General features: G+C 62.1%; 24 protein-coding genes. 10 read left to right on the top strand and 14 right to left on the bottom strand.

Going from position 1 to position 25603, the window contains the following annotated elements; translation table 11 throughout:
• Positions 1-243 precede the first annotated feature (243 nt).
• The 5 genes from OO258_RS21760 (at position 244) to OO258_RS21780 (ending at position 3899) form a co-directional block, all read left to right on the top strand.
• A complete protein-coding gene (locus tag OO258_RS21760; RefSeq protein WP_266032459.1) occupies positions 244-1182 on the top strand; it encodes a 2-hydroxyacid dehydrogenase in 939 nt (312 codons plus the stop codon).
• 49 nt (positions 1183-1231) lie between these two features.
• Positions 1232-2020: a PhzF family phenazine biosynthesis protein gene (locus tag OO258_RS21765; RefSeq protein WP_266032461.1), complete on the top strand. Its 789-nt coding sequence runs from the start codon at positions 1232-1234 to the stop codon at positions 2018-2020.
• A gap of 186 nt (positions 2021-2206) precedes the next feature.
• Positions 2207-2614: a GFA family protein gene (locus tag OO258_RS21770; RefSeq protein WP_266032463.1), complete on the top strand. Its 408-nt coding sequence runs from the start codon at positions 2207-2209 to the stop codon at positions 2612-2614.
• A 101-nt stretch (positions 2615-2715) separates the two neighbouring features.
• The gene (locus OO258_RS21775) at positions 2716-3054 is read left to right on the top strand and encodes an FKBP-type peptidyl-prolyl cis-trans isomerase (RefSeq protein ID WP_266032465.1); all 339 of its coding nucleotides are present in this window, start codon (positions 2716-2718) and stop codon (positions 3052-3054) included.
• A gap of 182 nt (positions 3055-3236) precedes the next feature.
• Positions 3237-3899, top strand: coding sequence for a histidine phosphatase family protein (locus OO258_RS21780; RefSeq protein ID WP_110748531.1), 663 nt, complete (start codon positions 3237-3239; stop codon positions 3897-3899).
• A 37-nt stretch (positions 3900-3936) separates the two neighbouring features.
• Here the strand turns inward: OO258_RS21780 and OO258_RS21785 are convergent, their stop codons facing one another.
• The 3 genes from OO258_RS21785 to OO258_RS21795 all read right to left on the bottom strand — a co-directional run bounded on the left by OO258_RS21785 (position 3937) and on the right by OO258_RS21795 (position 7126).
• Positions 3937-4665: an aspartate/glutamate racemase family protein gene (locus OO258_RS21785; protein WP_266032468.1), complete on the bottom strand. Its 729-nt coding sequence runs from the start codon at positions 4663-4665 to the stop codon at positions 3937-3939.
• 16 nt (positions 4666-4681) lie between these two features.
• Positions 4682-6214 (bottom strand): NCS1 family nucleobase:cation symporter-1, encoded by a 1533-nt coding sequence (locus OO258_RS21790; protein ID WP_266032470.1) that lies wholly within the window; start codon positions 6212-6214, stop codon positions 4682-4684.
• A gap of 474 nt (positions 6215-6688) precedes the next feature.
• The gene (locus OO258_RS21795; RefSeq protein WP_110748522.1) at positions 6689-7126 is read right to left on the bottom strand and encodes an Lrp/AsnC family transcriptional regulator; all 438 of its coding nucleotides are present in this window, start codon (positions 7124-7126) and stop codon (positions 6689-6691) included.
• A gap of 133 nt (positions 7127-7259) precedes the next feature.
• On the opposite strand from OO258_RS21795, the gene OO258_RS21800 reads away from it, so the two are divergent.
• Both OO258_RS21800 and OO258_RS21805 read left to right on the top strand, forming a co-directional pair.
• A complete protein-coding gene (locus tag OO258_RS21800) occupies positions 7260-8150 on the top strand; it encodes a DMT family transporter (RefSeq protein ID WP_266032472.1) in 891 nt (296 codons plus the stop codon).
• A 46-nt stretch (positions 8151-8196) separates the two neighbouring features.
• On the top strand, positions 8197-9123 hold the full coding sequence (locus tag OO258_RS21805) for a class I SAM-dependent methyltransferase (RefSeq protein WP_110746392.1): 927 nt from the start codon (positions 8197-8199) through the stop codon (positions 9121-9123).
• 118 nt (positions 9124-9241) lie between these two features.
• On the opposite strand, the gene OO258_RS21810 is transcribed toward OO258_RS21805, so the two are convergent.
• The 3 genes from OO258_RS21810 to OO258_RS21820 all read right to left on the bottom strand — a co-directional run bounded on the left by OO258_RS21810 (position 9242) and on the right by OO258_RS21820 (position 13437).
• Positions 9242-11266 carry a mechanosensitive ion channel family protein gene (locus OO258_RS21810; protein ID WP_266032478.1) on the bottom strand — a complete coding sequence of 675 codons (2025 nt, stop codon included), beginning with the start codon at positions 11264-11266 and terminating at the stop codon, positions 9242-9244.
• A gap of 133 nt (positions 11267-11399) precedes the next feature.
• Positions 11400-12401 (bottom strand): sulfate ABC transporter substrate-binding protein, encoded by a 1002-nt coding sequence (locus tag OO258_RS21815; protein WP_266032481.1) that lies wholly within the window; start codon positions 12399-12401, stop codon positions 11400-11402.
• Between the two features lie 217 nt (positions 12402-12618).
• Positions 12619-13437, bottom strand: a complete 819-nt coding sequence (locus tag OO258_RS21820; protein ID WP_266032485.1) for an ion transporter — start codon at positions 13435-13437, stop codon at positions 12619-12621.
• Positions 13438-13591: 154 nt separating this feature from the next.
• On the opposite strand from OO258_RS21820, the gene OO258_RS21825 reads away from it, so the two are divergent.
• Positions 13592-14524 (top strand): RHS repeat-associated core domain-containing protein, encoded by a 933-nt coding sequence (locus OO258_RS21825; protein WP_266032488.1) that lies wholly within the window; start codon positions 13592-13594, stop codon positions 14522-14524.
• Positions 14525-14595: 71 nt separating this feature from the next.
• Here OO258_RS21825 and OO258_RS21830 read toward each other — a convergent pair whose 3' ends face one another.
• From OO258_RS21830 to gcl, 6 genes are all read right to left on the bottom strand, one after another.
• Positions 14596-15483, bottom strand: coding sequence for an urea transporter (locus OO258_RS21830; RefSeq protein WP_266032491.1), 888 nt, complete (start codon positions 15481-15483; stop codon positions 14596-14598).
• A 187-nt stretch (positions 15484-15670) separates the two neighbouring features.
• A complete protein-coding gene (gene pyk, locus OO258_RS21835) occupies positions 15671-17086 on the bottom strand; it encodes a pyruvate kinase (protein ID WP_266032494.1) in 1416 nt (471 codons plus the stop codon).
• Positions 17083-18357: a glycerate kinase type-2 family protein gene (locus OO258_RS21840; RefSeq protein ID WP_266032497.1), complete on the bottom strand. Its 1275-nt coding sequence runs from the start codon at positions 18355-18357 to the stop codon at positions 17083-17085. The genes pyk and OO258_RS21840 overlap by 4 nt, the downstream gene beginning before the upstream one ends.
• 178 nt (positions 18358-18535) lie before the next feature.
• A complete protein-coding gene (locus OO258_RS21845; RefSeq protein WP_266032500.1) occupies positions 18536-19429 on the bottom strand; it encodes a 2-hydroxy-3-oxopropionate reductase in 894 nt (297 codons plus the stop codon).
• Positions 19430-19516: 87 nt separating this feature from the next.
• Positions 19517-20341, bottom strand: coding sequence for a hydroxypyruvate isomerase (gene hyi / locus OO258_RS21850; protein WP_266032502.1), 825 nt, complete (start codon positions 20339-20341; stop codon positions 19517-19519).
• Positions 20342-20395: 54 nt separating this feature from the next.
• Complete coding sequence (gcl, locus tag OO258_RS21855) at positions 20396-22171, bottom strand: glyoxylate carboligase (RefSeq protein ID WP_110746412.1); 1776 nt, start codon at positions 22169-22171, stop codon at positions 20396-20398.
• A 257-nt stretch (positions 22172-22428) separates the two neighbouring features.
• Here gcl and OO258_RS21860 point away from each other — a divergent pair, with 257 nt between their 5' ends.
• Positions 22429-22869: a GlcG/HbpS family heme-binding protein gene (locus tag OO258_RS21860; RefSeq protein WP_043197231.1), complete on the top strand. Its 441-nt coding sequence runs from the start codon at positions 22429-22431 to the stop codon at positions 22867-22869.
• A gap of 122 nt (positions 22870-22991) precedes the next feature.
• Here OO258_RS21860 and OO258_RS21865 read toward each other — a convergent pair whose 3' ends face one another.
• On the bottom strand, positions 22992-23603 hold the full coding sequence (locus OO258_RS21865; RefSeq protein ID WP_266032515.1) for a TetR/AcrR family transcriptional regulator: 612 nt from the start codon (positions 23601-23603) through the stop codon (positions 22992-22994).
• Between the two features lie 132 nt (positions 23604-23735).
• On the opposite strand from OO258_RS21865, the gene OO258_RS21870 reads away from it, so the two are divergent.
• On the top strand, positions 23736-24650 hold the full coding sequence (locus OO258_RS21870) for a DUF808 domain-containing protein (RefSeq protein ID WP_266032517.1): 915 nt from the start codon (positions 23736-23738) through the stop codon (positions 24648-24650).
• A gap of 139 nt (positions 24651-24789) precedes the next feature.
• On the opposite strand, the gene OO258_RS21875 is transcribed toward OO258_RS21870, so the two are convergent.
• The gene (locus OO258_RS21875) at positions 24790-25572 is read right to left on the bottom strand and encodes an outer membrane protein OmpK (RefSeq protein ID WP_004576922.1); all 783 of its coding nucleotides are present in this window, start codon (positions 25570-25572) and stop codon (positions 24790-24792) included.
• Positions 25573-25603 lie beyond the last annotated feature (31 nt).

Raw genomic sequence — 25603 nt, forward strand, 5'->3', positions numbered from 1 at the left:
GCCCCATCCTGGGGCCTCAGCGCTTGACGGGCATCCATGCCCGTCACCTGCCTCCGCAATGCCTGCGTTCGGCCTCCTGAAGTCGCGAAGATCAAGATCAAGATCAAGATCAAGATCAAGATCAAGAACATCTCGGGCTGATTGAATGCGTAGCGGTACAGTACAGTTATTGCTCTTTATTTTTATTGACTGTACTGGCTACTGACTCCGCATAATGCCGCTTCGAATTGACCCGGAGGTGGCATGCACAAGACAGTCTTGGTACTGGTGGAAACCGTCGATGATTACCTGCCAATGCTCGAGCAGGCCGGTTACCACCTGATCCGTGCCCCCTCACCGCAACAACGGGCTGATGCCATCCTGCGTCACGCCAATGCAATCGATGCCGTGCTCACCCGTGGGCCACTGGGCCTGACCGCCGCCGAAATCGACGCCTTGCCCAAATTGCAGATCATCTGCGTCATCGGTGCTGGATACGAGCAAGTCGACCTGCACGCTGCCGCCGCCCGCGGCATCACCGTCACCAATGGCGCCGGGGCCAATGCCGACAGCGTCGCCGACCACACCCTGGCCTTGCTGCTGGCACTGCTGCGCGATGTGCCACGCGCCGACGCCAGCACCCGACGCGGCGAATGGAACCGAGTGATTAGCCCCTCGGTCAGCGGCAAGAAACTCGGCATTCTTGGCCTCGGCGCTGTCGGAATGGCCATCGCCAAACGCGCCCACCTCGGCTTCGACATGCCCATCAGCTACCACAGCCGCACACCACGCCAGGATGTGCCCTACACCTGGTATGACAGCCCAAAGCACCTGGCCGAAGCGGTCGACATCCTCGTGGTGGCCACCCCCGGCGGCGCCAACACCCAGCACCTGGTCAATGCCCAGGTACTGGAGGCCCTGGGCAGGGAGGGCTATCTGGTGAATATCGCCCGGGCCAGCGTGGTCGACACCCAGGCACTGGTTGCCGCACTCCAGCGTGGCCAATTGGCAGGCGCCGCGCTGGACGTTTTTGACGACGAGCCAGCCGTGCCCGATGCCCTCAAAGCCTTGGCCAACACCGTGCTCACGCCCCACGTGGCCGGCCAGTCGCCAGCGGCAGCGCGCGACACGGTGGCCCTGGTGCTTCGCAACCTGCAGGCATTCTTTGCCGGCGAGCCGGTACTGACCCCGGTCCGCCCCTAACCCATTCAGCCATCTGCCCGGCAGCGCCCGGGCAACAAGGAGTGTGTGCATGCAACTCGAAATCTTCCAGGTCGATGCCTTTTCCGCTGAACCGTTCGGTGGCAACCCGGCCGCAGTCATCCCGTTGCAAAGCTGGCTGCCGGATGATGTGCTGCAGCGCATCGCTGAAGAAAACAACCTGTCGGAAACCGCCTACTTCGTGCGCAATGGCGAAACCTTCGACCTGCGCTGGTTCACCCCGACCGTGGAAGTCGACTTGTGCGGCCACGCCACACTGGCCTCGGCCTATGTGCTGTTCGAACAACTGGGCGAGCAGGCCCAGGTGCTGCGCTTCAACACCCGCAGCGGCGAGCTGCGCGTCAGCCGCAATGCTGATGGGGCGCTGGCCATGGACTTCCCGGCCAAGCAGCCGGTTGCCGAGGATATCCCGCCCAGCCTGTTGCAGGCGCTGGGCCTGAGCCAGGCGCAGGCGCTGTACCGTAGCGACGACTATGTGGTGGTGATCGATGATGCATTGCTGCTCGATACGCTGAAGCCAGACTTCGTGGCGCTGTCGGCTTTCGATGTGCGCGGCATTGCCGTAACAGCGGCAGGGCGTGGCTTCGATTTCGTCACCCGCTGGTTCGGGCCGCGGGTTGGCGTGAATGAAGACCCGGTGACCGGTTCGGCGCACACCTCGCTGGCGCCGGTGTGGGCCGAACGGCTGGGCAAACAGGTGCTGGAGTGCGAGCAGGGCGGGGCGCGCAAAGGGCAGTTGCAGTGTGAAGTGCCAGGCAACGGCCGGGTGATCATCAGCGGGCGTGCGGCCTTGTACCTGCGCGGCACCGTCTACATCTGAAAGCGGCTCATATAGAAGAACCATGACGTATTGATTTGGCAGGGCCTTGTGGGAGCGGGCTTGCCCCGCGAACACCGGCCAAGCCGGTGCCATGCACCGCGCGGCCCCCTTCGCGGGCCACGCCCGCTCCCACAAAACAGCAGGCATCTATAATTGCTGGCCCAACCCCTGTTCAAGGAGCCAGCCATGGCCCTGGAAAAACACGGCACCTGCCTGTGCGGCGGCACCCGGCTCACCGTCATCGTCGACAACACCCACATCAGCGCCTGCCACTGCAGCATGTGCCGCAAGTGGGTCGGCGGACCGTTGCTGGTGGTCGATTGCAGCAAGCCCCCGCTGATCGAAGGGTTGGTGCCCAGCGTCTACGACTCATCCGACTGGGCTCAACGTGCATTCTGCGGCCAGTGCGGCACGCACTTGTACTACCGGCTCAAGGCCAACGATTTCCATGCCATCCCCGTCGGCCTGCTCGACGGGGATCAGGACTGGGACTTCAACATGCAGATTTTCGTGGAAGAGAAACCCGCCTGGTATTGCTTCGCCAACCAGACTCAGGAGCTGACCGGCCAAGAGGTGTTCGAGCAGGGTAACTGACCGGGTTCGCTGCCGCACCGGGGGCGATGCGCCAGCGAACTTGCCAAACAGGCGTATTCCTGAGAAAAGGCGGCATTGTTTTCTAGCGTTGGAGTATGCCCGTGAGCCAAGAACTGCAGATCATCGAACTGGTCGAGGGGGATGGCAAAGCCGCCGTCAAAGGCGCCCTGATCACCACCCAGTACACCGGTTGGCTGGCCGACGGCAGCGAGTTCGACTCGTCCTGGTCGCGCGGCAAGCCGTTCCAGTGCGTGATTGGCACCGGCCGGGTGATCAAGGGCTGGGACCAGGGCCTGATGGGCATGCGCGTGGGCGGCAAGCGCAAGCTGCTGGTACCGGCGCACCTGGGCTACGGCGAGCGCAGCGTAGGGGCTATTCCGCCAGGTTCGGACCTGACGTTCGAGATCGAGTTGCTTGAGGTGCTGACGCGGGATGACTGACTCGTGGACCTAACCTGGGCGTTGCCCAGGGAGCGGCATCCACCGCCAGGGAGGAACCAAACGGGTTCTGGGCACTCTGACCCTCACTCGTTGCCAAGGATGGCATTCACTAACAGGGCGCCCGGCAACAGCCGGGGAGATGTGGCGGGTGAACCCGATCTCTGCCACACGAGCCTGTCTTGATGAAGTTGCCAACATTCTTCCGCCGCCGCCGTCACTTGCTGCTGAGCCTGGTGCTGACAGCCGTCGCCGTCCCGCTGGCGCTGGACGCTGTCGAAGGTCGCGCGCAACCCGTCGATGGCACCCAGACGCTGGTGTTCCTGCGCCATGCCGAGAAGCCGGGCGAGGGCCTGGGCCAGTTGAACTGCCAGGGCCTCAACCGTGCGCTGGACCTGGCTACGCTGCTGCCCGAGCGCTTTGGCAAGGCCGACTTCGTGTTTGCCGCCAACCCCTCGCGAAACGTGGAGGAAGGCAGCAAGGACGAAAGCTACAGCTACATCCGCCCGCTGATGACCATTACCCCCAGTGCCATCCGCCTCGGCTTGCCGGTGAACATCGACTACGGTGCCAATGACACCGACGAATTGGCCGATGAGTTGCTGAGCGACAAATACCGCAATGCGACCGTGTATACCGCCTGGTCTCATGGCTATCTGCCAGAGTTGATCAACACCGTCGCGGGCAAGGCCCTGGGTGAAGACCGGGTGATCACCGAGGACTGGAGCGGTGACGACTTCGACACCCTGTATGTTCTGACCCTGACCTGGCATGACGGCAAGGCCAGCCTGCTCAGCCGCAATGTGCGCCAGGGCCTGAACGATGGTGCGCATAGCTGCCCGACCTGATCCTGCCGCGCAACGGCCGGATCAGGCCAACGGTGCCCTAGCGGCCGAAGCGCATTGGCCAACCGACCACTTTCTTCGCTCGCGGCGTAGCGTAAGTGCGCACTTTTGACGTGCTCAAGCGCATGCGCACCAGCGCTTCGGCGATCGTCACCGCCGCACTGACGCCATCCACCACCGGCACCCCGGTGCGCTGGCGAATCTGCTCGTCCAGCCCCGCCATGCCGCCGCAGCCGAGGCAAATCACCTCGGCCTTGTCGTCGCGCACGGCACGTTCGGCCTGCTCGACAATCGCTTCCACGGCCCGCTGCGGGTCGGCTTCCAGTTCCAGTACTGCCAGCCCGCTGGCCCGTACCGAAGCGCAGCGGTCATACAGGCCAGATAGCCTCAGGCGGTCTTCGATCAGCGGCACGGTGCGGTCCAGGGTGGTTACCACCGAGTAGGCGTGTCCCAGGTACATCGCCGTGCTGGCGGCGGCATCGGTAATGTCTACCACCGGCACGCTCAGCAACTCCTGCAGGCCTTCGCGGCCGTGTTCGCCATAACCGGCCTGGATCACGGCGTCGTAAGGCCCATCGTAGGCCAGCACCCGGTCCATCACTGCGATCGCGGCCAGGTAGCTTTCAAAGTTGCCTTCCACCGACTCGGCGCCGAACCATGGGGTGAGGCCGACGACCTCGGTCCCGGGCGCGGCCACCGCACGGGCCTGCTCGGCGATGGCTTCGGTGATGGCTTCAGTGGTGTTGACGTTGGCGATCAGAATACGCATGGGCAGTCCTCCCTGGTCAATGGCTGCTGTGGTCGACGGCGATGCACTCGCCGCTGACGTCGTGGTATTGGCGGTTGCGCGGCGCGATCAGCAGGTAGATGGCGGCGGCAATGCCGGCACCGATCAGCCACGAGAACGGCGCCACACTCTGGAAGTTGGGCACCAGGGCCAGGATGATGGCCAGCACTGCGGCGGGCACGAAGGCGGCCACGGCACGCAGGTTGATGCCCTTGCTGTAGTGGTAGGCGCCGGCCGGGTCTTCGCTGTACAGCTGTGGCACGTTGATGCAGCCTTTGCGCAGCAACCAGTAGTCGGACATGATCACCCCATACAACGGGCCGAGCAGGGCACCCAGGCCCGACAGGAAGTACACGATCACCAGCGGGCTGTTGTACAGGTTCCACGGCAGGATCAGCACTGCCAGGGTGGCGCTGATAAGCCCTGCGCGGCGGAAGTTGAGGTGGCGTGGTGCGAGGTTGCTGAGCACGAAGGCCGGGGCGACGAAGTTGGCCATGATGTTCACCGCCACAGTGACGATCAGGAAGGCCAGGCAACCCAGCACCAGGAACGCTGTGCTGGGGATGGCGGCGACGATCTGCGTCGGGCTGTCGATGATCTGGCCGTTGATCTGGAACTGCGCGCCGCACAGCACCACGGTGATCACCGCGAACACCAGGATGTTCACCGGCAGGCCCCAGAAGTTGCCGACGCGGATGGTCCTGCGGCACGGCGAGGAGCGGGCGAAGTCGCAGAAGTTGAGCACCAGGGTGCCGTAGATCGCCAGCCACAGGGCGCCGCCGGCAAAGATGTTGCGCCACATCTCGTAACCGGTCAGCGGCTCGGCCACCGACCAGGCGATGCGTGCATCAGCCTGGACGTACATGAAACCGGCCAGGGCGGCAACGGTCAGCAGGATGACCGGGCCGGCGAAGCCTTCGTAGCGACGCACCATCTCCATGCCATAGGCAAGGATCACCAACTGCACCAGCCAGATAGCCACGAAGCACGCCCAGCCCAGGCTCGAAAGCCCAAGAATGCTGTCGTGGTCGTAGGCGGCCAGCTGCGGCCACACGGCGGTGAGCAGCACACGCAGCACCACCGAGGCCAGGTAGGTCTGGATGCCGAACCAGGCAATGGCGATGACCGCGCGGATCAGCGCCGGGATCTGCGCACCATGGATACCGAAGGCGATGCGGCTGATGACCGGGAAGGGGACGCCGGTCTTCTGCCCCATGTAACCGGAGAGGTTCATGAAGAAGTACACCAGTGCCGCGCCAATGGCCAGCGACAACAGGATTTGCCAGCCACCCAGGCCGAGGGCGAACAAGCCCATGGCGAACGAATAGTTGGCGATATTGTGCACATCGTTTGTCCACAACGCGAAGATGCTATAGCCCCCCCAGCGCCGGCCTTCGATGCGCGTTGGTGCTAGGTCGCGGTTATGCAACCGCGGGCTCAGGGCAAGTTCCGGCTGCTGGCCGACAAGGCTGGAATCAGGGTGGGTGCTGACGACGGATTGTTCAGGGGCAAGGTCGAGGCTGCTACTCATTCCGGCGGGCTCCTGATGCACTTGGACTGCGATGAGCGGGCATGCGCACGGGCTCGCCATCTCGTCAGTGCAGTGTTGGCATCACAGGATTATGGGCGCGACGGCCGAGATTGGACCGGCGTCGCGGGTTCTTGTGTATTTATGTTTTGTTTTAGTTGTATACAAAACACGAGCACACAAAAGCCATTTTTGTGCCAGGCAAAAGTGAGACTTCAACGGATAATTTTTCAAATGTATCTTGATTAGAGGTAAGTTTATGAAAGCAGGGGAATATAAGCTGACCAAATAAACAGAATTAATTTTCATCCCGATGTATTAGTTGATCGATTGGTCAAAATTAGTTGCGAGGGGTGTGTAACGTATTGGGGCGTTACCTTTAAAAGTGCACACAAAAATGGCACCTAAGGTGACATTCTTGTGTACAAAAAATAGTCAGCTTTTCCCGTGTGAGCCTTTCGCAGCACAGGGCGGGCATCATTCCATCGGCGGCAACCGCCGCTTCACCGGGCTTTTCTTGATGATTGCGGTATTGGTCTCGGCCAGCACATTGATGCGGTCCAGCAGGGTGTCCAGTTGCTCCATCGAACGTACATGCAGCCGGGCGATGAAGCAGTCCTCGCCGGTAACCTTGTCACACTCGGTGAACTCGGGAATGGCAATGATCTGCCGTTCAACCTCCTGCAATTGCCCCGGCAGCGGGCGAATGCGCACGATCGCCTGCAACTGGTAACCGAAGGCCCGCGGGTCGACATTCACGGTGTAACCGCGCAGCACACCCCGTTCTTCCAGTCGGCGCAGGCGTTCGCTGACGCTGGGCGCAGACAGCCCACTGACTTGCGCCAGGGCCTTGAGCGAGCGGCGCGAGTCTTCCATCAGCGCATTGATCAGCAGTTGGTCTATGGCGTCGGTCATGTTCACCTCAACAGGTAATTTGCGTTGTTTGCCTTGATAGTAAAGGCAAGATCGTCAGTTGGCCTTGGTTATCCGCTGGAAGGCTGGATTGCAACCTCTGCATACTGTTGCCATCGTCAACAGGAGGTGTGGGATGGAAAATTCATTGCGCCGTGGCTCGCTGGAAATGGTCGCCGCCATGCTGATTTCGGGGACCATTGGCTGGTTCGTGCTGGTCTCCGGCCAGCCGGTGCTGGAGGTGGTGTTCTGGCGCTGCGTGTTCGGGGCGGTGACCTTGCTGGTGATTTGCGCCGCTTTCGGTTTTCTGCGGCCGGGTGTGATCAGCCGCACGGCGTTCCTGTTGGCGATTGCCAGCGGCGTGGCCATCGTCGGCAATTGGTTGCTGTTGTTTGCTTCGTATTCGCGGGCGTCAATTGCCATCGGCACGGCGGTGTACAACGTGCAGCCGTTCATGCTGGTGGGGCTGGCGGCGCTGTTCCTGGGTGAGAAGATCACCCTGGCCAGGGTGACCTGGCTGAGCGTGGCGTTCCTCGGCATGCTGGCCATCGTCAGTGTTCATGGTACGGGGCAGGCGGGTGGTGAGGACTATTTGCTGGGCATCGCCCTGGCACTGGGGGCGGCGTTGCTGTATGCCGTCGCGGCGTTGATCATCAAGCGCCTGAATGGCACGCCGCCGCACCTCATTGCGTTGATCCAGGTAACCACCGGTGTGCTGTTGCTGGCACCGTGGGTCAAGCTCGGCGGATTGCCGGGTGAACTGCCGGCGCTGGCCAGCCTGCTGACCCTGGGCATGGTACATACCGGCTTGATGTATGTGTTGCTGTACAGCGCCATCCAGCGCTTGCCCACGGCGTTGACCGGGGCGCTGTCGTTCATCTACCCGATTGCGGCCATTCTGGTGGACTGGGTGGCGTTCGGGCACCGGCTGGCACCGCTGCAGTGGCTGGGGGTGGGGTTGATCCTGCTGGCGGCGGCGGGGATGCAGCAGGGGTGGTGGTTCCGGCCCAAGGCGTTAGTGGTCTAGCGCCCTCAGGGGGTAGAATGCCGCTTTTGCCAGTCTGCGACCCGCCATGACCTCGCCAATCGACACCCTTGAGCAACACCTGCTCGCCGCCCTTGACCCCGCCCCACAGGAAACCCGCCGCGTTTTCCACGGTCGCGGCCGCTGCTGGCCGGGCCTGGAGCAGGTCACCGTCGACTGGCTGCAAGGCGTTCTCTCGGTCGCCTTGTTCCGCGAGCCGCCCGAGGGCCAACTGGCCGAACTCGAGGCCATGCTGCGCCGCCTGGCCGAGCGCCCGCAGTGGACGGCTCAGGCGGTCATCATCCAGCACCGCTACCTGCCCGACAGCCCAGGCCAGTGGCTGCTGGGCGAACCATGCCAGCAACGCGAGGTGGTCGAGGACGGCCTGACCTACCTGCTGGACCTTGGCGTGCGGCAGAACAATGGCCTATTCCTCGACATGCGATACGGCCGGCGCTGGGTGCGCGAGCAGGCGGCCGGCAAGCGCGTACTGAACCTGTTCGCCTACACCTGTGGTTTCTCGGTCGCGGCCATTGCAGGCGGCGCCGAGCAGGTGGTTAACCTGGATATGGCCAAGTCGGCACTTTCGCGGGGCCGCGACAACCACCGCCTCAATGGCCATGATGCCTCGCGGGTGGCCTACCTTGGGCATGAGCTGTTCAAGTCATGGGGCAAGGTGCGCAAGTACGGGCCTTATGACCTGATCATCATCGACCCGCCGACCTTCCAGCGTGGCAGCTTTGTGCTGACCCAGGACTACGCGAAGATCCTGCGACGCCTGCCGGAATTGCTGAGCGCGGATGGGACAGTGCTGGCGTGTGTCAACGACCCCGGGATTGGACCGGAGTTTCTGATTGAAGGGATGGCAGAGCAGGCGCCTGCGCTGGCGTTTGTCGAGCGGCTGGAGAACCCGCCGGAGTTTCCGGATGTGGACCCGGCGGGGGGGCTGAAGGCCTTGGTATTCCGCCAGGGTTGAGGTTGCCTTTTCCGGCCCCTTCGCGGGTAAACCCGCTCCCACAGGATCCCCACAATCCAGAATGGCGCGGGCTCCCTTTGCGAGCGGGTTACCCGCGAACAGGCCAGTGCAGGTGACCTCAAGCCCCCAGGGCCTGCACGGGCAATGGATACACCTGGGCAAAGCTGACATTGTCAGTCTGGTCCACCCGCTTCTTCAGCCGTTCGTTGAATGCCCGGCTGACCGCATATTGCCCGCCAGAAATGGTGCGGAACTGTGCAGTCAGCACAAACCCGTTCAAGTCCATGCGGTCCACCCCGAACACCTGTAGCGGCCCCTGAAGGTTGATGCGCAGCAGCGGGTCGTCACTGATCGACTTGCCCACCTCATGAATCAGCGCCAGTGACGCATCCACATCACTGTCGTAGGTGAACTGCACCGAGAAGAACGCATAGGCAAATTGCCGCGACTGGTTGGTAACCGCCTTGATCTGGCCGAACGGCACCGAGTGCACGAAGCCTTTGCCATCGCGTAGGCGCAGGGTACGGATGGTCAGGCTTTCGACGGTGCCGGCGTGGCCGGAATCCAGCACCACCCAGTCGCCGATGGAAATGGTGTCCTCGATGAGGATGAACAGCCCGGTGATCACATCCTGCACCAGCTGTTGCGAGCCGAAGCCGATGGCCAGGCCGATTACCCCGGCACCGGCCAACAGCGGCGCAACGTTGATGCCCAGGTTGGCCATGGTGGTGATGGTGCAGATGACGATCAGGATCACCTTGATCGCGTTGCGCAGCATCGGCAGGATGGTCCGCACCCGGGTGCTTGGCTGGCGCGAGCTGCGTCGGCCGACGGCAGGCTTGAGCGCTTCCTGGATGGCGGTGTCGAGTACCACCCACAGCAGCCAGGTTACCAGCAGGATCAGGCCGATGCTCGACAGCGAGTTACTGATGGCCTGGCCCAGGCTGTTGCTGAGGGCGAAGTCGATCACCGAGAAGCCCCAGATGCGCCCCAGCAGCTCGATGAATGCCACGGCCATGACAATGCGCAGCAGGGCGTGGGCGAGGCTGCGCAGCAGTTCCTTGTAGGGCCGCACACGCTGCGTCGGGTCGCTTTCGCGGGGTGCCAGCAAGTGTTGCAGCAAGGTGCTGAGGAACACGGTCGAGACCAGCAGCACGGTGGTGAGCAAGGCTTTTTGCAAGGCCTTCTGGCTTTCTGCGCCGGCCCCCACCAGGTGAACCGCCGAGACCAGGATCATCAGCAGGATCGGCAGGTACCAAAGCGCCGAAAAGATCCGCAGGGTTTCCTGCACCGCCCGGTGTTGTACGCGGTCCTTGAATGCGCGGTTACGGATCAGGTGGGCCACCGGCCGGCGCAGGCGGATGACCAGGCTGGCGAAGATGAAGGTGGCGGTCAGGCCGGTGAGCACGGCAATGCTGGCCGTGATGTTGCCGCCCAGCTGGCGGGCGATCTGTGGGCTGGTCAGGGCGTCGCTCCAGGCGGCAAGAAAGCCGATCAGGAACAGCGGGTGCGGCGCCAGGCGCTTGATCACCCCAACCGCCGCGCGCTTGTGGCCGGCGTCGAACAGTGTGATCAGGCAGAGAATGATCGACGTGGAGAACAGGCCGCTGCTGGTGGCGTAGGCCAGGCTCAGCCCCAGTGCACGGGCCACCGACGGCTCAAGGAAGCGGCTGATGTACAGCGTCAGCGGGAGGCTGGCCAGGGCTGGCAAGGTGTAGGGCAGCAGGTACCCGAGCAGGCTGCTGGCGCGTTTGCGCTCGCGCAGCCAAGCGGTACCAGAGGAGCGCTTGGCCACCCAGCGGCCCAGGCACGTGAGCAGGCCGAAGCTGGCAGCCCAGGTAAAGCTGAGCATCAGGAAGTTGCCGGCCAGTTGCAGCGAGTCGCTGGCGGAGTGGCGATCGACCAGGCGTTCGACCTCCTTGGCGGCGCGGTCGGTGCGCAGGCGCCAGGCATCGACCAGGTGGGCGTCCAGGTCCAGTTCCTGCGCCGCGCTGTCCAAGCCATCGGCCAAGGCGCCAAGCAGGCCACCTTGCAGTACCGGTTCGGGGTCGGCGGGTGGTTGTTCGGTGGGGGCGGGGTCGGCAGCCAACAGGTGGGTGCTCAGCAGGCAGCCGAGCAGCAGGGTCGAGAGAAAGCGCAGCACTGGAGTACTCCTTGGGCCGGGGTGAGCGGGGCAGGGTTACTCAAGGAACTGAGGGCGCAAGGGTGGGGAAAGTTCGATCGGGTGTTGCCAGGGGCCGGCTTTTTCGAGGGCAAGCCGGCCCTGGTCAGGTCAATTACTGATTGTTGGTATAGATCTGGTCAAACACGCCACCATCATTGAAGTGGGTCTTCTGCACAGTACGCCAGTCACCAAAGGTTTTCTCCACCGACAGGAAGTCCACTTTCGGGAAACGGTCCGTGTACTTGGCCAGCACCGTGGCGTCACGCGGGCGCAGGTAGTTGTTGGCGGCGATCTCCTGGGCCTCTGGCGACCACAGGTACTTCAGGTATTCCTCGGCCACGGCCTGGGTGCCTTTCTTGGCCACCACTTTGTCAACCACGCTTACCGGCGGCTCGGCTTCGGCCGACACGCTCGGGTAGACCACTTCGAACTGGTCGCGGCCGAATTCGCGGGCGATCATTTCGGCTTCGTTCTCGAAGGTGACCAGCACGTCGCCGATCTGGTTGGTCATGAAGGTGGTGGTGGCGGCACGGCCACCGGTGTCCAGTACGGGCGCCTGCTTGAACAGCTTGCCGACGAAGTCCTTGGCTTTGGTTTCGTCACCGCCTTGCTTGAGCACATAACCCCAGGCCGACAGGTAGGTGTAGCGGCCGTTGCCCGAGGTCTTCGGGTTGGGCACGATCACTTGTACGCCGTCCTTGAGCAGGTCGGGCCAGTCTTTCAGGGCTTTCGGGTTGCCCTTGCGCACGATGAACACAGTGGCCGAGGTGAACGGCGCGCTGTTGTTCGGCAGGCGGGTTACCCAGTTGTCGGGCACCAGCTTGCCGTTGTCGGCCAGGGCGTTGATGTCGGTGGCCATGTTCATGGTGATGACATCGGCCGGCAGGCCATCGATCACCGCACGCGCCTGCTTGCTCGAGCCGCCGAAGGACATCTGCACGTTGACTTTCTCTTTGTGCTCGGCTTCCCAGTGCTTCTGGAAGGCCGGGTTGTAGTCCTTGTAGAAGTCGCGCATCACATCGTAGGAAACGTTGAGCAGGGTCGGGGCGGCCTGGGCAAGGTTGCCCAAGGCCAGGCCTGCGGCGAGCAGCGAGGCGGTGAAGAGTTTTTTCACGTTGCTTCCTTGTTCTTGAAGAGGGTTGGGGCAGATTGCCAGCGACTATAGCGGGTGGGTTCAGACGGGTTAAAGAACAAAAAATGCTTTGGTTATGCTTCTGCGCGTACCGGCCTCTTCGCGGGTAAACCCGCTCCCACAGGTACCGTGTAATGTTCACGCCTGTGGTGATCCTGTGGGAGCGGGCGCGCCCGCGAAAGGGCCTGTACAGGCAACGTCATTGCTTGGGAAACAACCCATTCCCACAGCGGGAACAGAACGCCGCCCCATGCTCATGGGTCTTCTTGTGGCAGGTCGGGCAACTATGCTGCAACTGCTCCCCGCGCATGGCATTGGCCAGCTCTGCCGTGAAGATGCCGGTTGGCACGGCAATGATCGAGTAACCGGTAATCATCACCAGCGACGACAGCACCTGCCCCAGCGGGGTCTTCGGCACGATGTCGCCAAAGCCCACCGTGGTCAGGGTAACGATGGCCCAATAGATGCCTTTGGGGATGCTGGTAAACCCATGTTCCGGGCCTTCGATTACATACATCAGCGTGCCGAACACCGTTACCAGGGTCGATACGCTGACCAGGAACACGATGATTTTCTGCTTGCTGCCGCGCAGTGCCTCCATCAGGTAGTTGGCCTGCTTGAGGTACGGGCTGAGCTTGAGCACGCGGAAGATGCGCAGCATCCGGATGACCCGGATGATGAGCAGGTACTGGGCGTCGCTGTAGTACAGCGCGATGACCCCCGGCACGATCGCCAATAAATCGACCAGGCCGTAGAAACTGAAGGCATAGCGTAGCGGCTTGGGCGAGCAGTACAGGCGCGTGAGGTACTCGGCCAGGAATATCGCGGTAAAGCCCCACTCGATGGCGGCCAGCAGGCCGGCGTAACCCTGGTGCACCTCATCGATGCTGTCGAGGATCACCGTGACCAGGCTGGCCAGGATGATCAGCAACAGGATCTTGTCGAAACGGCGGCCGGCTACGGTGTCGGTCTGGAAGACCATGATGTAGAGGCGTTCGCGTAAAGATTGCGAAGACATGGGATACCTGATGCTTGACGTTGATGATCAACACTAGAGTGCGCGGGTGAGATGCACAAGCCGACGCAGAGCTGGCGAACTGGTAGAAATGCCAGTAGGCGGTGAGTGAAAAAACGCTAATCATGAGAACCGCAGGGTTCATCGGAGCGTGGCTATGTCAAATGCAAGGCAGCATCGTGCACGGGTTGGCTTGTTCTATCAGTCTGATGAGTTGGTTTGTGTCTCCGGTCAAGACAACGAACGCCTGCTGCAGGCTGGAGGGCAGGCATTGTTTCAGATAAGCCCGTCTCCAGCTTTATTGCTGGTCGATGGTGCAAATACCGTGAGTGCGGCTGGGTGGGGGGATCATTTTTTAAATGAAGCTTTTTCTGCCTACGGATACTCAGCGATAAGCAAGGGCAGGCCAATGGTCGGTTTCAACGGTCAATGGCGTGACCCGGTCACTACCGCTTACCCCTTGGGCAATGGCCATCGACTTTACATGCCATCGCTTCGGCGTTTCAGCCGTGCTGATAGCTTGAGCCCCTTTGGTGATGGAGGGATCAATGCCTATTGTTATTGCAGCGGTGACCCTGTGAATCGTGTTGATCCAACAGGACAGTATTGGGCGCTGCTAGGACGGATGGTAACTAAGTTTTTGAGTTTTCTGCCCGGACGAATGGTAAATAGGGCTGCGAGTGTTTTGCCCGGTCATGTAAGACACGTGGCGGCCGTCGAGACTTCGGTCCAAGGCATAAACGTTAGCGCAAGCCTCTCAGAGCATTTATTGCCCCGCTCTTTGGCGCCGGTTGTCCGGGATGGGTTTAGTCGGCATCAAGATGTATGGATCTATAAACCGGTAGCAGGTGGTAGAACCATGGTTGTGAATTACGGGGAGACGGGGCTCCGACAGAGCGTTTCGATGAGGCTTGAACCAAGGGGACTGGTCGAAGGTTGGGTTAAGGATGGTGTGGTGGTGCAGCCTACGGGTGCAAAGCCGGCGAGCATGAGGCAGGCAGGTTTTACTTTAGGCGGATACAAGCAGGAGGCTAATGGGAGGTGGAATTTTTATTACTATATCCAACCGCGCTCTTCACGTGTCGGGTGACACATAAGTTCTATGTATCCATTCCCTTTCAGGTGGCGAGAGGCTCAATGAGCCTCCTTATAAGGTTATGGCTATCTCAATCGTCGCTTTATGGCTTGGCTTTGACTGCTGTCGAACAGTGAGTGTGAAGCACGGCTACCCAGGAGCATCAGCCAGCAAGTGACGACAAAGGGCGCGGTAAGTCCTGGTATGGGCAGGTGTGTGAACATCGAATGCAGCAGCAGTGCCAAAACTATCGCAGCCAGTGTTACCCAGGCTCTTTCATGCTGGCGGCTGAAGGCTAACGCCGCCAATGCCGCATTGAACCCGTACAGCCCCAGCCACGCCGCCTGTGCCTGATCGGCGAGCAATGCCACGCCACCACCAATGGCTGAACCGATTACAGCCCACAGCGCCGCATAGGGATTGGCAATGAACATCCCGACGATGATCAGCAGCCCGGCCAAGGGTTGATCAAGCAGGAAGATCTGGCCCACGCCGCGCGCCAGGGCATCCAGCGGGTCGGCTTCTATGAAGCCGCTGGGTGCCGGGCTGGCGATCAGCAGTGTGGCCCAGCCCAGCAGCACGAATGGCGCGGTATAGGCGACCAGCAACTTGCCACCGCGCTTGCGCCACTGGTGGGTGATGATGCTGGACAGGCCGCCGGCGGCGATGACCAGCGGCGGCAGGATCGCCGACCAGGGCAGCACGGCGCAGATCAGAATGCCGATCAGCACGCCGTTGTAGCAGTACAGCCCGGCCTGGCGGTCGGCACGGTCATAGCCGCGTGCCTGGGCGGTGAGCAGGCCGGCCAGGGCGCCAAGCAGGGCGCCGCCGACCAGGGTGGGCGCGGTCAGCAGGATGGCCAGCAGGCAGCACAGGCCGCACAGGGGGTTGCGCAGCAGCAGCACCTGGCTGAAGCCGTTGAGTAACGCCGTGGCCCAGTCGGGGCACGGATTGACGAAATTTTTGGTGTACATGGGGCAGTCAGTGAGGTTGATGGGGAGCGGTGGGCCTCTTCGGGCCTCGGGTTTTCCGCATGTTTGTTGTTGTGGGAGGGCTTTGCCCTCCATTCGCGGGGCAAGCCCGCTCCCACAGATAGACCACTTACCTTGAGACAGCGGTGTACTTGTGGGAGCGGGCTTGCCCCGCGAAAGGGCCTTTGGATCAGATCAAAGTCTCGATCCGCAGCGTGTTGGTCGACCCTGGCTTGCCGAAAGGCACGCCAGCGGTGATCAGCAGCGTGTCACCACGGCTGGCCATGCCTTGCGCCTGGGCAATTTCCAGCGCCGTAGACACAACTTCATCCACCTGACGCAGGCGGTCGTTGACCACCGAATGCACACCCCAGGCCACGCTCAGGCGGCGCGCGGTGTTCAGGTTCGGCGTCAGGTTGAGGATCGGTGCCCGTGGCCGTTCACGTGCCGCGCGCAGGGTCGAGGCACCCGACTCGCTGTAGTTGACCAGCACCGCCACCGGCAGGATGCCGCTGATGCGGCGGATCGCGCAGCTGATGGCGTCTGACACGGTGGCCTCGGCCTTTGGCCGACCGACGTCGAGCTGGGCCTGGTAGTCCGGGCCGTTCTCAACCTGGCGGATGATCTTGCTCATCATCTGCACGGCTTCGAGCGGGTAGTCACCCGAGGCGGTTTCGGCCGACAGCATCACTGCATCGGCACCTTCGGCCACCGCGTTGGCCACGTCGGTGACTTCGGCACGGGTTGGCGCTGGCGAGAAACGCATCGACTCGAGCATCTGCGTGGCCACCACCACCGGTTTGCCCAGTTGGCGGCAGGTGCCGATGATGTGCTTCTGGATCTGCGGCACGCTCTCGGCCGGCACTTCCACACCCAGGTCACCACGGGCCACCATGATCGCGTCTGCCAGCTCGGCGATGGCTTGCAGTTGCTCGACGGCCGATGGCTTCTCGATCTTGGCCATCAGGTAGGCGCGGTCGCCAATCAGCTGGCGCGCTTCAACGATGTCTTCAGGGCGCTGGACGAACGACAGGGCGACCCAGTCCACGCCCAGCTCCAGGCCAAAGGCCAGGTCACGGCGGTCTTTTTCGGTGAGCGGGGAGAGGTCGAGCACCGCTTGCGGCACGTTGACACCCTTGCGGTCGGACAGCTCGCCACCGTTCAGCACTTCGGTATCGATCGCGTCGTTGTGCTTGGCGGTCACCCGCAGACGCAGCTTGCCGTCGTCCAGCAGCAGGTCCATGCCGGGTTCGAGGGCGGCGATGATTTCCGGGTGCGGCAGGTTGACCCGGCGACTGTCGCCGGGGGTGTTGTCCAGATCCAGGCGCAGGGCCTGGCCGCGTTGCAGCTGCACCTTGCCCTCGGCAAAGCGGCCGACGCGCAGCTTCGGCCCCTGCAGGTCCATGAGGATGCCCAGGGGGTAGTTCAACTGCTGCTCGACTTCGCGGATCCACTGGTAGCGCAGGGCGTGGTCGGCGTGCTCGCCGTGGCTGAAGTTGAGGCGGAAGATGTTCACCCCCGCTTCGACCAGCTGGCGGATGTCGTCGATGCCTTTGATCGCAGGGCCGAGGGTGGCGAGGATCTTTACTTTTTTGTCAGGCGTCATGATTGGGCAGTCTCGAGGATCAGGATGGCGCGGAAGTCGTTGACGTTGGTGCGGGTTGGCTCGGTGACGATCAGTGCATCCAGCGCGGCGAAGTAGCCATAACCGTTGTTGTTGTCCAGCTCGTCGCTGGCCGACAGGCCCAGGGCTTCGGCGCGGGCGTAGCTGGCCGGGGTCATGAAGGCACCGGCGTTTTCTTCCGAGCCGTCGATGCCGTCGGTGTCACCGGCCAGGGCGTATACGCCTGGCAGGCCTTTGAGGCTTTCGGTGAGGCTGAGCAGGAATTCGGCGTTGCGCCCGCCGCGGCCGTTGCCGCGCACGGTCACGGTGGTTTCGCCGCCGGAGAGGATCACGCAGGGCGCCTTCAGCGGCTGGCCGTGCAGCACGATCTGCCGGGCGATGCCGGCGTGGACCTTGGCCACTTCGCGCGATTCGCCTTCCAGGTCACCGAGGATCAGCGGGCTGAAACCGGCTTGACGGGCTTTGACGGCGGCGGCTTCAAGCGACTGCTGGGGCTTGGCGATCAGCTGGAAGTGGCTGCGGGCCAAGGCCGGGTCATCGGCCTTGACGGTTTCCGAGGCGGGGTTGTTCAGCCAGTCGATGACCGCTTTGGGCGCTTCGATGTTGTAGCGCTTGAGGATGGCCAGGGCATCGGCCGAGGTGCTCGGGTCGGCTACGGTGGGGCCGGAAGCGATGACCGTGGCGAGGTCGCCCGGTACATCGGAAATGGCATAGGTGTAGACCGTGGCCGGCCAGCAGGCCTTGGCCAGTCGCCCGCCCTTGATCGCCGAGAGGTGCTTGCGCACGCAGTTCATCTCGCCGATGGTGGCGCCGGATTTCAGCAGTGCCTTGTTGATCTGCTGCTTGTCGGCCAGGGTCAGGCCTTCGGCAGGCAGGGCGAGCAGGGCCGAGCCACCGCCAGACAGCAGGAAGATGACGCGGTCTTCTTCGTTGAGGTTGCTGACCAGTTCCAGCACGCGCTTGGCCACAGCCAGGCCGGCAGCGTCGGGGACCGGGTGGGCGGCTTCGACCACCTCGATCTTCTGGCAGTTGGCGCCGTGGCCGTAACGGGTCACGACCAGGCCGGAGACTTCGCCCTGCCAGCTTTTCTCGACCACTTCGGCCATGGCAGCTGCGGCTTTGCCGGCGCCGATGACAATGACCCGGCCACTGCGGTCGGCGGGCAGGTAGGGTTCGAGGACTTGGCGGGGGTGGGCGGCGGCGATGGCTGTGTCGAACAGCTCGCGGAGAAGTTTTTGCGGATCGACCGACATGGCAGGCTCCCAATTATTGTTGTTCTGCAAAACCAAAAACGCCCCTGGAACTGCCTCCGTGCAGGCTGAACCAGGGGCGGGTGTTGCTCGGTGTCGCTGGCTGATCTGTGGTCGCAGGTCAAGCGGCGTGTGCTTCATCGCGACCGTAGCGCGCGCTGAAGCCGGTAAGGCTTACACGTTATTTTTCGTCGCGGATCGAGAAGTTGGCCATGTGTTCCAGGCCTTTGATCAGCGCCGAGTGGTCCCAGTTGCCGCCACCCAGGGCCTGGCAGGTGTTGAACACTTGCTGGGCATTGGAGGTGTTGGGCAGGTTGATGCCCAGTTCCTTGGCACCTTGCAGGGCCAGGTTCAGGTCTTTCTGGTGCAGGTTGATGCGGAAGCCCGGGTCGAAGGTGCCCTTGATCATGCGCTCGGCGTGTACTTCGAGGATTTTCGACGAAGCAAACCCGCCCATCAGTGCTTCACGCACCTTCGCAGGGTCGGCGCCGTTCTTGGCGGCGAACAGCAGGGCTTCGGCCACAGCCTGGATGTTCAGGGCGACGATGATCTGGTTGGCAACCTTGGCGGTCTGGCCGTCACCGTTACCGCCGACGCGGGTGATGTTCTTGCCCATGGCTTCGAACAGCGGCAGGGCGCGCTCGAAGGCTTTCGGGCAGCCACCGACCATGATGCTCAGGGTCGCGGCCTTGGCACCGACTTCACCACCGGACACCGGGGCGTCCAGGTAGGCAGCGCCGGTAGCCTTGATCTTCTCGGCGAAGGCTTTGGTAGCGGTAGGGGAGATCGAGCTCATGTCGATCACCACCTTGTTCGGGCCCACGCCTTCGGCCACACCGTTTTCACCGAACAGGACGCTTTCGACCTGCGGGGTGTCGGGGACCATGACGATGATGAATTCGGCTTCCTGGGCAACTTCTTTCGGGTTGGCCAGGGCCACTGCACCGGCGGCGATCAGGTCGGCTGGCGCAGCGTCGTGGTGGGTGGAAACGAAGATGCTGTGACCTGCTTTTTGCAGGTTCTGGGCCATGGGCTTGCCCATGATGCCCGTGCCGATGAAACCGATTTTAGCCATGAGAAATTACCTCTTTGTAATTGTTTAAGCTGAACGCGGGCCTGCCCCTGTCCTGTGGGAGCGGGCTTGCCCCGCGAAGGCGGTAGATCAGGCAATGGAGGTGTCTTTGCGGGCGCTTTCGCGGGGCAAGCCCGCTCCCACATGGGTTTTCAGCCAGCCCAGGCCCGCTTCGGTGGTGGTCTTGGGCTTGTACTCCGCGCCCACCCAGCCCTGGTAACCAATGCGGTCCAGGTGCTCGAACAGGAAGCGGTAGTTGATTTCGCCAGTACCAGGCTCGTGACGGCCCGGGTTGTCGGCCAGCTGAATGTGATTGATCAGCTGCAGGTTGGTTTCCATGGTGCGAGCCAGGTCACCTTCCATGATCTGCATGTGGTAGATGTCGTACTGCAGGAACAGGTTGTCACTGCCCACCTCGGCCTGGATTTCCAGGGCCTGCTGGGTGGTGTTCAGGTAGAAGCCTGGGATGTCGCGGGTGTTGATCATTTCCATGACCAGGCGAATACCGGCGCCCTTGAGCTTGTCAGCGGCGTAGCGCAGGTTCTCGACGAAGGTCTTGCGTACGGTGGCGCAGTCCGGGCCTTGTGGGCGAATGCCGGCCAGGGCGTTGACCTGGGTGTTGCCCAGCACCTTGGCGTATTCGATGGCCTTGTCGACACCGGCACGGAATTCTTCGATGCGGTCGGGGTGGCAGGTGATACCGCGCTCACCTTTGGCCCAGTCGCCGGCAGGCAGGTTGAACAGCACCTGGGTCAGGCCGTTGGCTTCCAGCTGCTGCTTGATGTCGGCAGCGCTGAAGTCGTACGGGAACAGGTATTCGACGCCGCTGAAACCAGCATCGGCGGCAGCCTTGAAGCGGGCCAGGAAGTCCTGTTCGGTGAACAGCATGGACAGGTTGGCAGCGAAGCGAGGCATGAGTTGTCTCCTTGCGATGAAGGCCCCCAGGGCGTGCCTGGGGGCGTCAGGCGATCAGTCCAGCATCGAGATGGCGGTTGGCGCGTCGTTGCCGACCAGCGCCAGGTCTTCGAACTCGTTGACCGCGTTGATCTCGGTGCCCATGGAAATGTTGGTCACACGCTCGAGAATCACCTCGACCACGACCGGCACGCGGAACTCTTCGGCCATCTTCTGTGCCTTGAGCAGGGCAGGGGCGATCTCGGCCGGTTCGAACACGCGAATGGCCTTGCAGCCCAGGCCTTCGACCACTGCAACGTGGTCGACGCCATAGGTGGCAGCGTCGGTCGAGTTGATGTTCTCGAACGCCAGTTGTACACAGTAATCCATGTCGAAGCCACGCTGCGCCTGGCGGATCAGGCCCAGGTAGGCGTTGTTCACCAGTACGTGAACGTACGGCAGGTTGAACTGCGCACCCACCGCCAGTTCTTCGATCATGAACTGGAAGTCGTAGTCACCCGACAGCGCCACAACCTTGCGCTTCGGATCGGCTTTGACCACGCCCAGCGCAGCAGGGATGGTCCAGCCCAACGGGCCGGCCTGGCCGCAGTTGATCCAGTGGCGTGGTTTGTACACGTGCAGGAACTGCGCGCCGGCGATCTGCGACAGGCCGATGGTGCTGACGTAGCAGGTGTCCTTGCCGAATACCTGGTTCATTTCTTCGTAGACGCGCTGCGGCTTGACCGGCACGTTGTCGAAGTGGGTCTTGCGCTGCAGGCTTGCCTTGCGCTGTTGGCAGTCTTCCAGCCAGGCCTTGCGGCACTTCAGCTTGCCCGCGGCTTTCCACTCGCGAGCCACTTCGAGGAACACGTCCAGTGCCTTGCCTGCGTCGGAAACGATCCCCAGGTCAGGGGTGAACACGCGGCCGATCTGGGTCGGTTCGATATCTACGTGGACGAACTTGCGGCCTTCGGTGTAGACGTCGACGGAGCCGGTGTGGCGGTTGGCCCAGCGGTTGCCGATGCCGAACACCAGGTCGGACTTGAGCAGGGTGGCGTTGCCATAACGGTGCGAAGTCTGCAGGCCTACCATGCCGACCATCTGTGCGTGGTCGTCCGGAATGGTGCCCCAGCCCATCAGGGTCGGGATGACCGGTACACCGGTCAGTTCGGCGAACTCGACCAGCTTGTCGCTGGCATCGGCGTTGATGATGCCGCCACCGGCTACCAGCAGTGGGCGCTCGGCGTCATTGAGCAGGGCCAGGGCTTTCTCGGCCTGTACGCGGGTGGCGGATGGCTTGTTGACTGCCAGGGGTTCGTAGGCGTCGATGTCGAATTCGATTTCGGCCATCTGCACGTCGAACGGCAGGTCGATCAGTACCGGGCCAGGGCGGCCAGTGCGCATTTCATAAAAGGCCTTCTGGAAGGCATAAGGCACCTGGCCTGGCTCCAGAACGGTGGTTGCCCACTTGGTCACTGGCTTGACGATGTTGGTGATGTCGACAGCCTGGAAGTCTTCCTTGTGCAGGCGGGCACGTGGCGCCTGGCCAGTGATGCACAGAATCGGGATGGAGTCGGCCGAGGCACTGTACAGGCCGGTGACCATGTCGGTGCCGGCAGGGCCGGAAGTGCCGATGCACACACCGATGTTGCCCGGGTTGGCACGGGTGTAGCCCTCGGCCATGTGCGAGGCACCTTCGACGTGACGAGCGAGGACGTGATCGATGCCACCGACTTTTTTCAGGGCCGAGTACAACGGGTTGATGGCAGCCCCCGGGATGCCGAACGCGGTATCTACACCTTCACGGCGCATGACCAGAACGGCTGCATCGATTGCTCTCATTTTGCTCATGGTTTGTGCCTCATCGATTTTGTAATTGTATACAACTTGCTTTGCGACAGAGTGTATTCACGCCTGGCGGCTCAGGTCAATGGGTTTTCATCGGGTGGGCTCGCTTTCGTCAAAGCGGCCGTGAAAACGGCTATTTGCGCCATCGCATACGATCGTTTCAAAATATTGTATACAAAAATACATTTCGTTGTGTTCTATTTGTTCTATCGGTTTTCAACTGCCCTCAGGGCTTCTCACAACAAGAAGAGGACCTTTCCATGAACGTCTTGAACCTGAAAGTCGCTGTCAGCCTGGTAAACGCCGCACTGGCGGCGGGCCGCAAGATCAATGCCGCGCCACTGACCGTGGCGGTGCTGGATGCCGGTGGGCACCTGCTGGCGTTGCAGCGTGAGGATGGCGCCAGCCTGATCCGGCCTGAGGTGGCCACTGGCAAAGCCTGGGGTGCGATTGCCCTGGGCAAGGGGTCGCGCTTGCTGGCGCTGGATGCGCAGCAGCGGCCGGCGTTTTTTGCTGCGCTGAACGGGATGGGGGAGCGGCCGGTGGTGCCAGCACCGGGTGGGGTGCTGATTCGTGATCAGGACGGCAAGGTGTTGGGTGCGGTAGGGATCAGCGGCGATACGTCGGATATCGACGAGCAGTGTGCGATCAGTGCGATCGAGGAGGTGGGGTTGCGGGCAGATGCCGGGGTAGCGGCCTAAATCTCTATTGCCTGTTCTGGCCCATTCGCGGGCAAGCCCGCTCCCACCGGGACTCCACTACCTTAAGGCATGTGGTGATCCCGTGGGAGCGGGCTTGCCCGCGAATGGCCCTTGAGGATGGTTCAGGCTGCCTCAGGCTCACAACCTTTCAAGACCATACGAATGATGGTCTCGGCCGCCGCGTCATAATCGCTGTCGGCCAGCTTGGCCTTACCGGTCACCGCAGAAATCTGCCAGTCAAAGTCGGCATAGGTCTGGGTCGCTGCCCAGATGCTGAACATCAGGTGATGCGCGTCCACATGGGCGATCTGCCCTCGGTCGATCCAGCGCTGGATGCACTCGATGTTGTGGCGGGCCTGTTCGTTCAGTTGCTCTACCTGGTTTGCCGACAGGTGCGGGGCGCCATGCATGATTTCGCTGGCGAACACCTTGGAGGCATGCGGCAGGTCGCGCGAAATGCGGATCTTTGAACGAATGTAGGCACTCAGCACTTCTTTCGGGTCGCCGTCGGCATTGAACGGCGTAGATGCCTGCATGATTGGCGCAATGATGCTTTCCAGGACCTCGCGGTAGAGATTGTCCTTGGACTTGAAGTAGTAATACACGTTCGGCTTGGGCAGGCCGGCCTTGGCCGCGATATCGCTGGTCTTGGTGGCGGCGAAGCCCTTGTCGGCGAATTCCTCGCTTGCCGCGCGCAGGATCAATTCCTTGTTGCGCTCGCGAATGGTGCTCATGGTCAGGGATCTTCCTCGTGTCTGGCCACCTCTAAGAGGGATCGGGCATGGTAGCACCGGCCTCGACGGGCGCTCAAGGCAGCGGCTTTGGGCTAGAATCCGGCACATTGACTTATTTGGATACAAGCAAACATGGCAGGAAGCAGTCTACTGGTACTGATCGACGATATCGCCACGCTGCTGGACGACGTCTCTCTGATGACCAAGGTAGCGGCAAAAAAAACCGCAGGCGTGCTGGGTGATGACCTGGCGCTGAATGCCCAGCAGGTCACTGGCGTGCGTGCCGATCGTGAGTTGCCGGTGGTGTGGGCGGTGGCCAAAGGGTCGTTGCTGAACAAGGCCATTCTGGTGCCGGCGGCCTTGCTGATCAGCGCCTTCATCCCCTGGGCAGTGACGCCCCTGCTGATGCTGGGCGGTGCGTACCTGTGCTTCGAGGGTTTCGAGAAGCTGGCGCACAAGTTCTTGCACAGCAAGGAAGAGGATGAGGCGCAGCACGCGGCGCGCAAGGAGGCCGTGGCCGATGCCAGTGTTGACCTGGTGGCTTTTGAAAAAGCCAAGATCAAAGGGGCGGTGCGTACCGACTTCATCCTGTCGGCGGAAATCATCGCCATTACCTTGGGTATCGTGGCCGACTCGCCGCTGACTCAGCAGATCATCGTGCTGTCGGGCATTGCGGTGGTGATGACCATTGGGGTGTATGGGTTGGTAGGCGGGATCGTCAAGCTTGACGACCTTGGGCTGTGGATGGCCCGCAAAACCTCCAGGCTGACTCAGGCAGTGGGTAACGGCATCTTGCGGGCGGCACCGTACATGATGAAAAGCCTGTCGGTGATCGGTACTGCAGCGATGTTCCTGGTAGGGGGTGGGATCCTGGTGCATGGCATCGAGCCGCTGCATCATGCCATCGAGGCGTTCAGCGAAGGGCGTGGCGGGGCGCTGACCGGGGCGTTGCTCAACGGCGGCGTCGGAGTCATCGCAGGTGCTGTGGTGCTGGCGGTGGTAAGCGTTGCGGGGAAATTGTGGCGGGCAGTTCGGCCAGCCAATTGAGGCGTGTGGCCGGGGCTTTGCCCCGGTTCGCGGGTGAACCCGCTCCTACCAGGTACCGCGTTTGCCTTGAACCCGGCGCGGTCCCTGTAGGAGCGGGTTTACCCGCGAATGGGCCGCAGCGCGGCCCCGAGCGATCCGTTCAGAAGTGAACCTTGACCAAGAAGCTCATGGTGTTCTGGTCGGTAGTGAAAGCATCGCTGTCCTTGATGCCGTACTTGTTCTTCCAGTAGTCATACTCCACACCCACGTACAGCTGTTTCTCACCCAGGTGCAGTGCCTTGCCCAGGTCATACTTGATCTGCGGGTTGAAGTGCAGGTTGGCCTGGTAGGTGCCACGGCGGTTCTCGTCGTTGTCCACCACCCAGTCCATGAAACCATCGATCAGCACATCGGAATCACCGACTGGAATGGTGTACGACCACACCGGGGTGATCTGCCACACGTTGTCGCCTGCGCGGCTGCCGTCGGTGGTGCGGTTGTAGAAGTTCAGCTGGAAGTAGTCGAAGCCCGGGATGGCCAGGTCGAAGCCCGGACCGATCAGGTAAGACTCGGTGTCACCCTCGCCAAACTCGTAGGTCATCGCCAGCAGCACGTCCTTGACCGGGCCCAACTCCAGCTTCTGGTCGAAGATCTTGCCGAACGACAGGCGTGGGCTGAACTCGCCATAGTAGGTGTTGGGGCCGTTGCTGGCGTCCTTCTTGCCTTGGTAGAAGATCTTGTCGACGAAGAAGAAGTTATCGCCGTACTTCCACGCGTCGGCGTGTTCGAAGGTGAATGTTTGCTGGGTCTCGGGGTTTACCTTGAAGTTCTTGCCCCACAGGTAGGTCAGGCTGTTGTTCTGCCATTGCAGCAGGTCGCCGCCGAAGGTGGTGCCGCAGGCCAGCAGGCCGCCGGCGAGGATCAGGCTGTTGATGGTACGCATTGCGAGTGTCGCTCCCTTGATTGATCTGTTG

Source organism: Pseudomonas sp. DCB_BI (assembly GCF_026240995.1).
In the GTDB taxonomy this organism is placed as follows: Bacteria; Pseudomonadota; Gammaproteobacteria; order Pseudomonadales; family Pseudomonadaceae; genus Aquipseudomonas.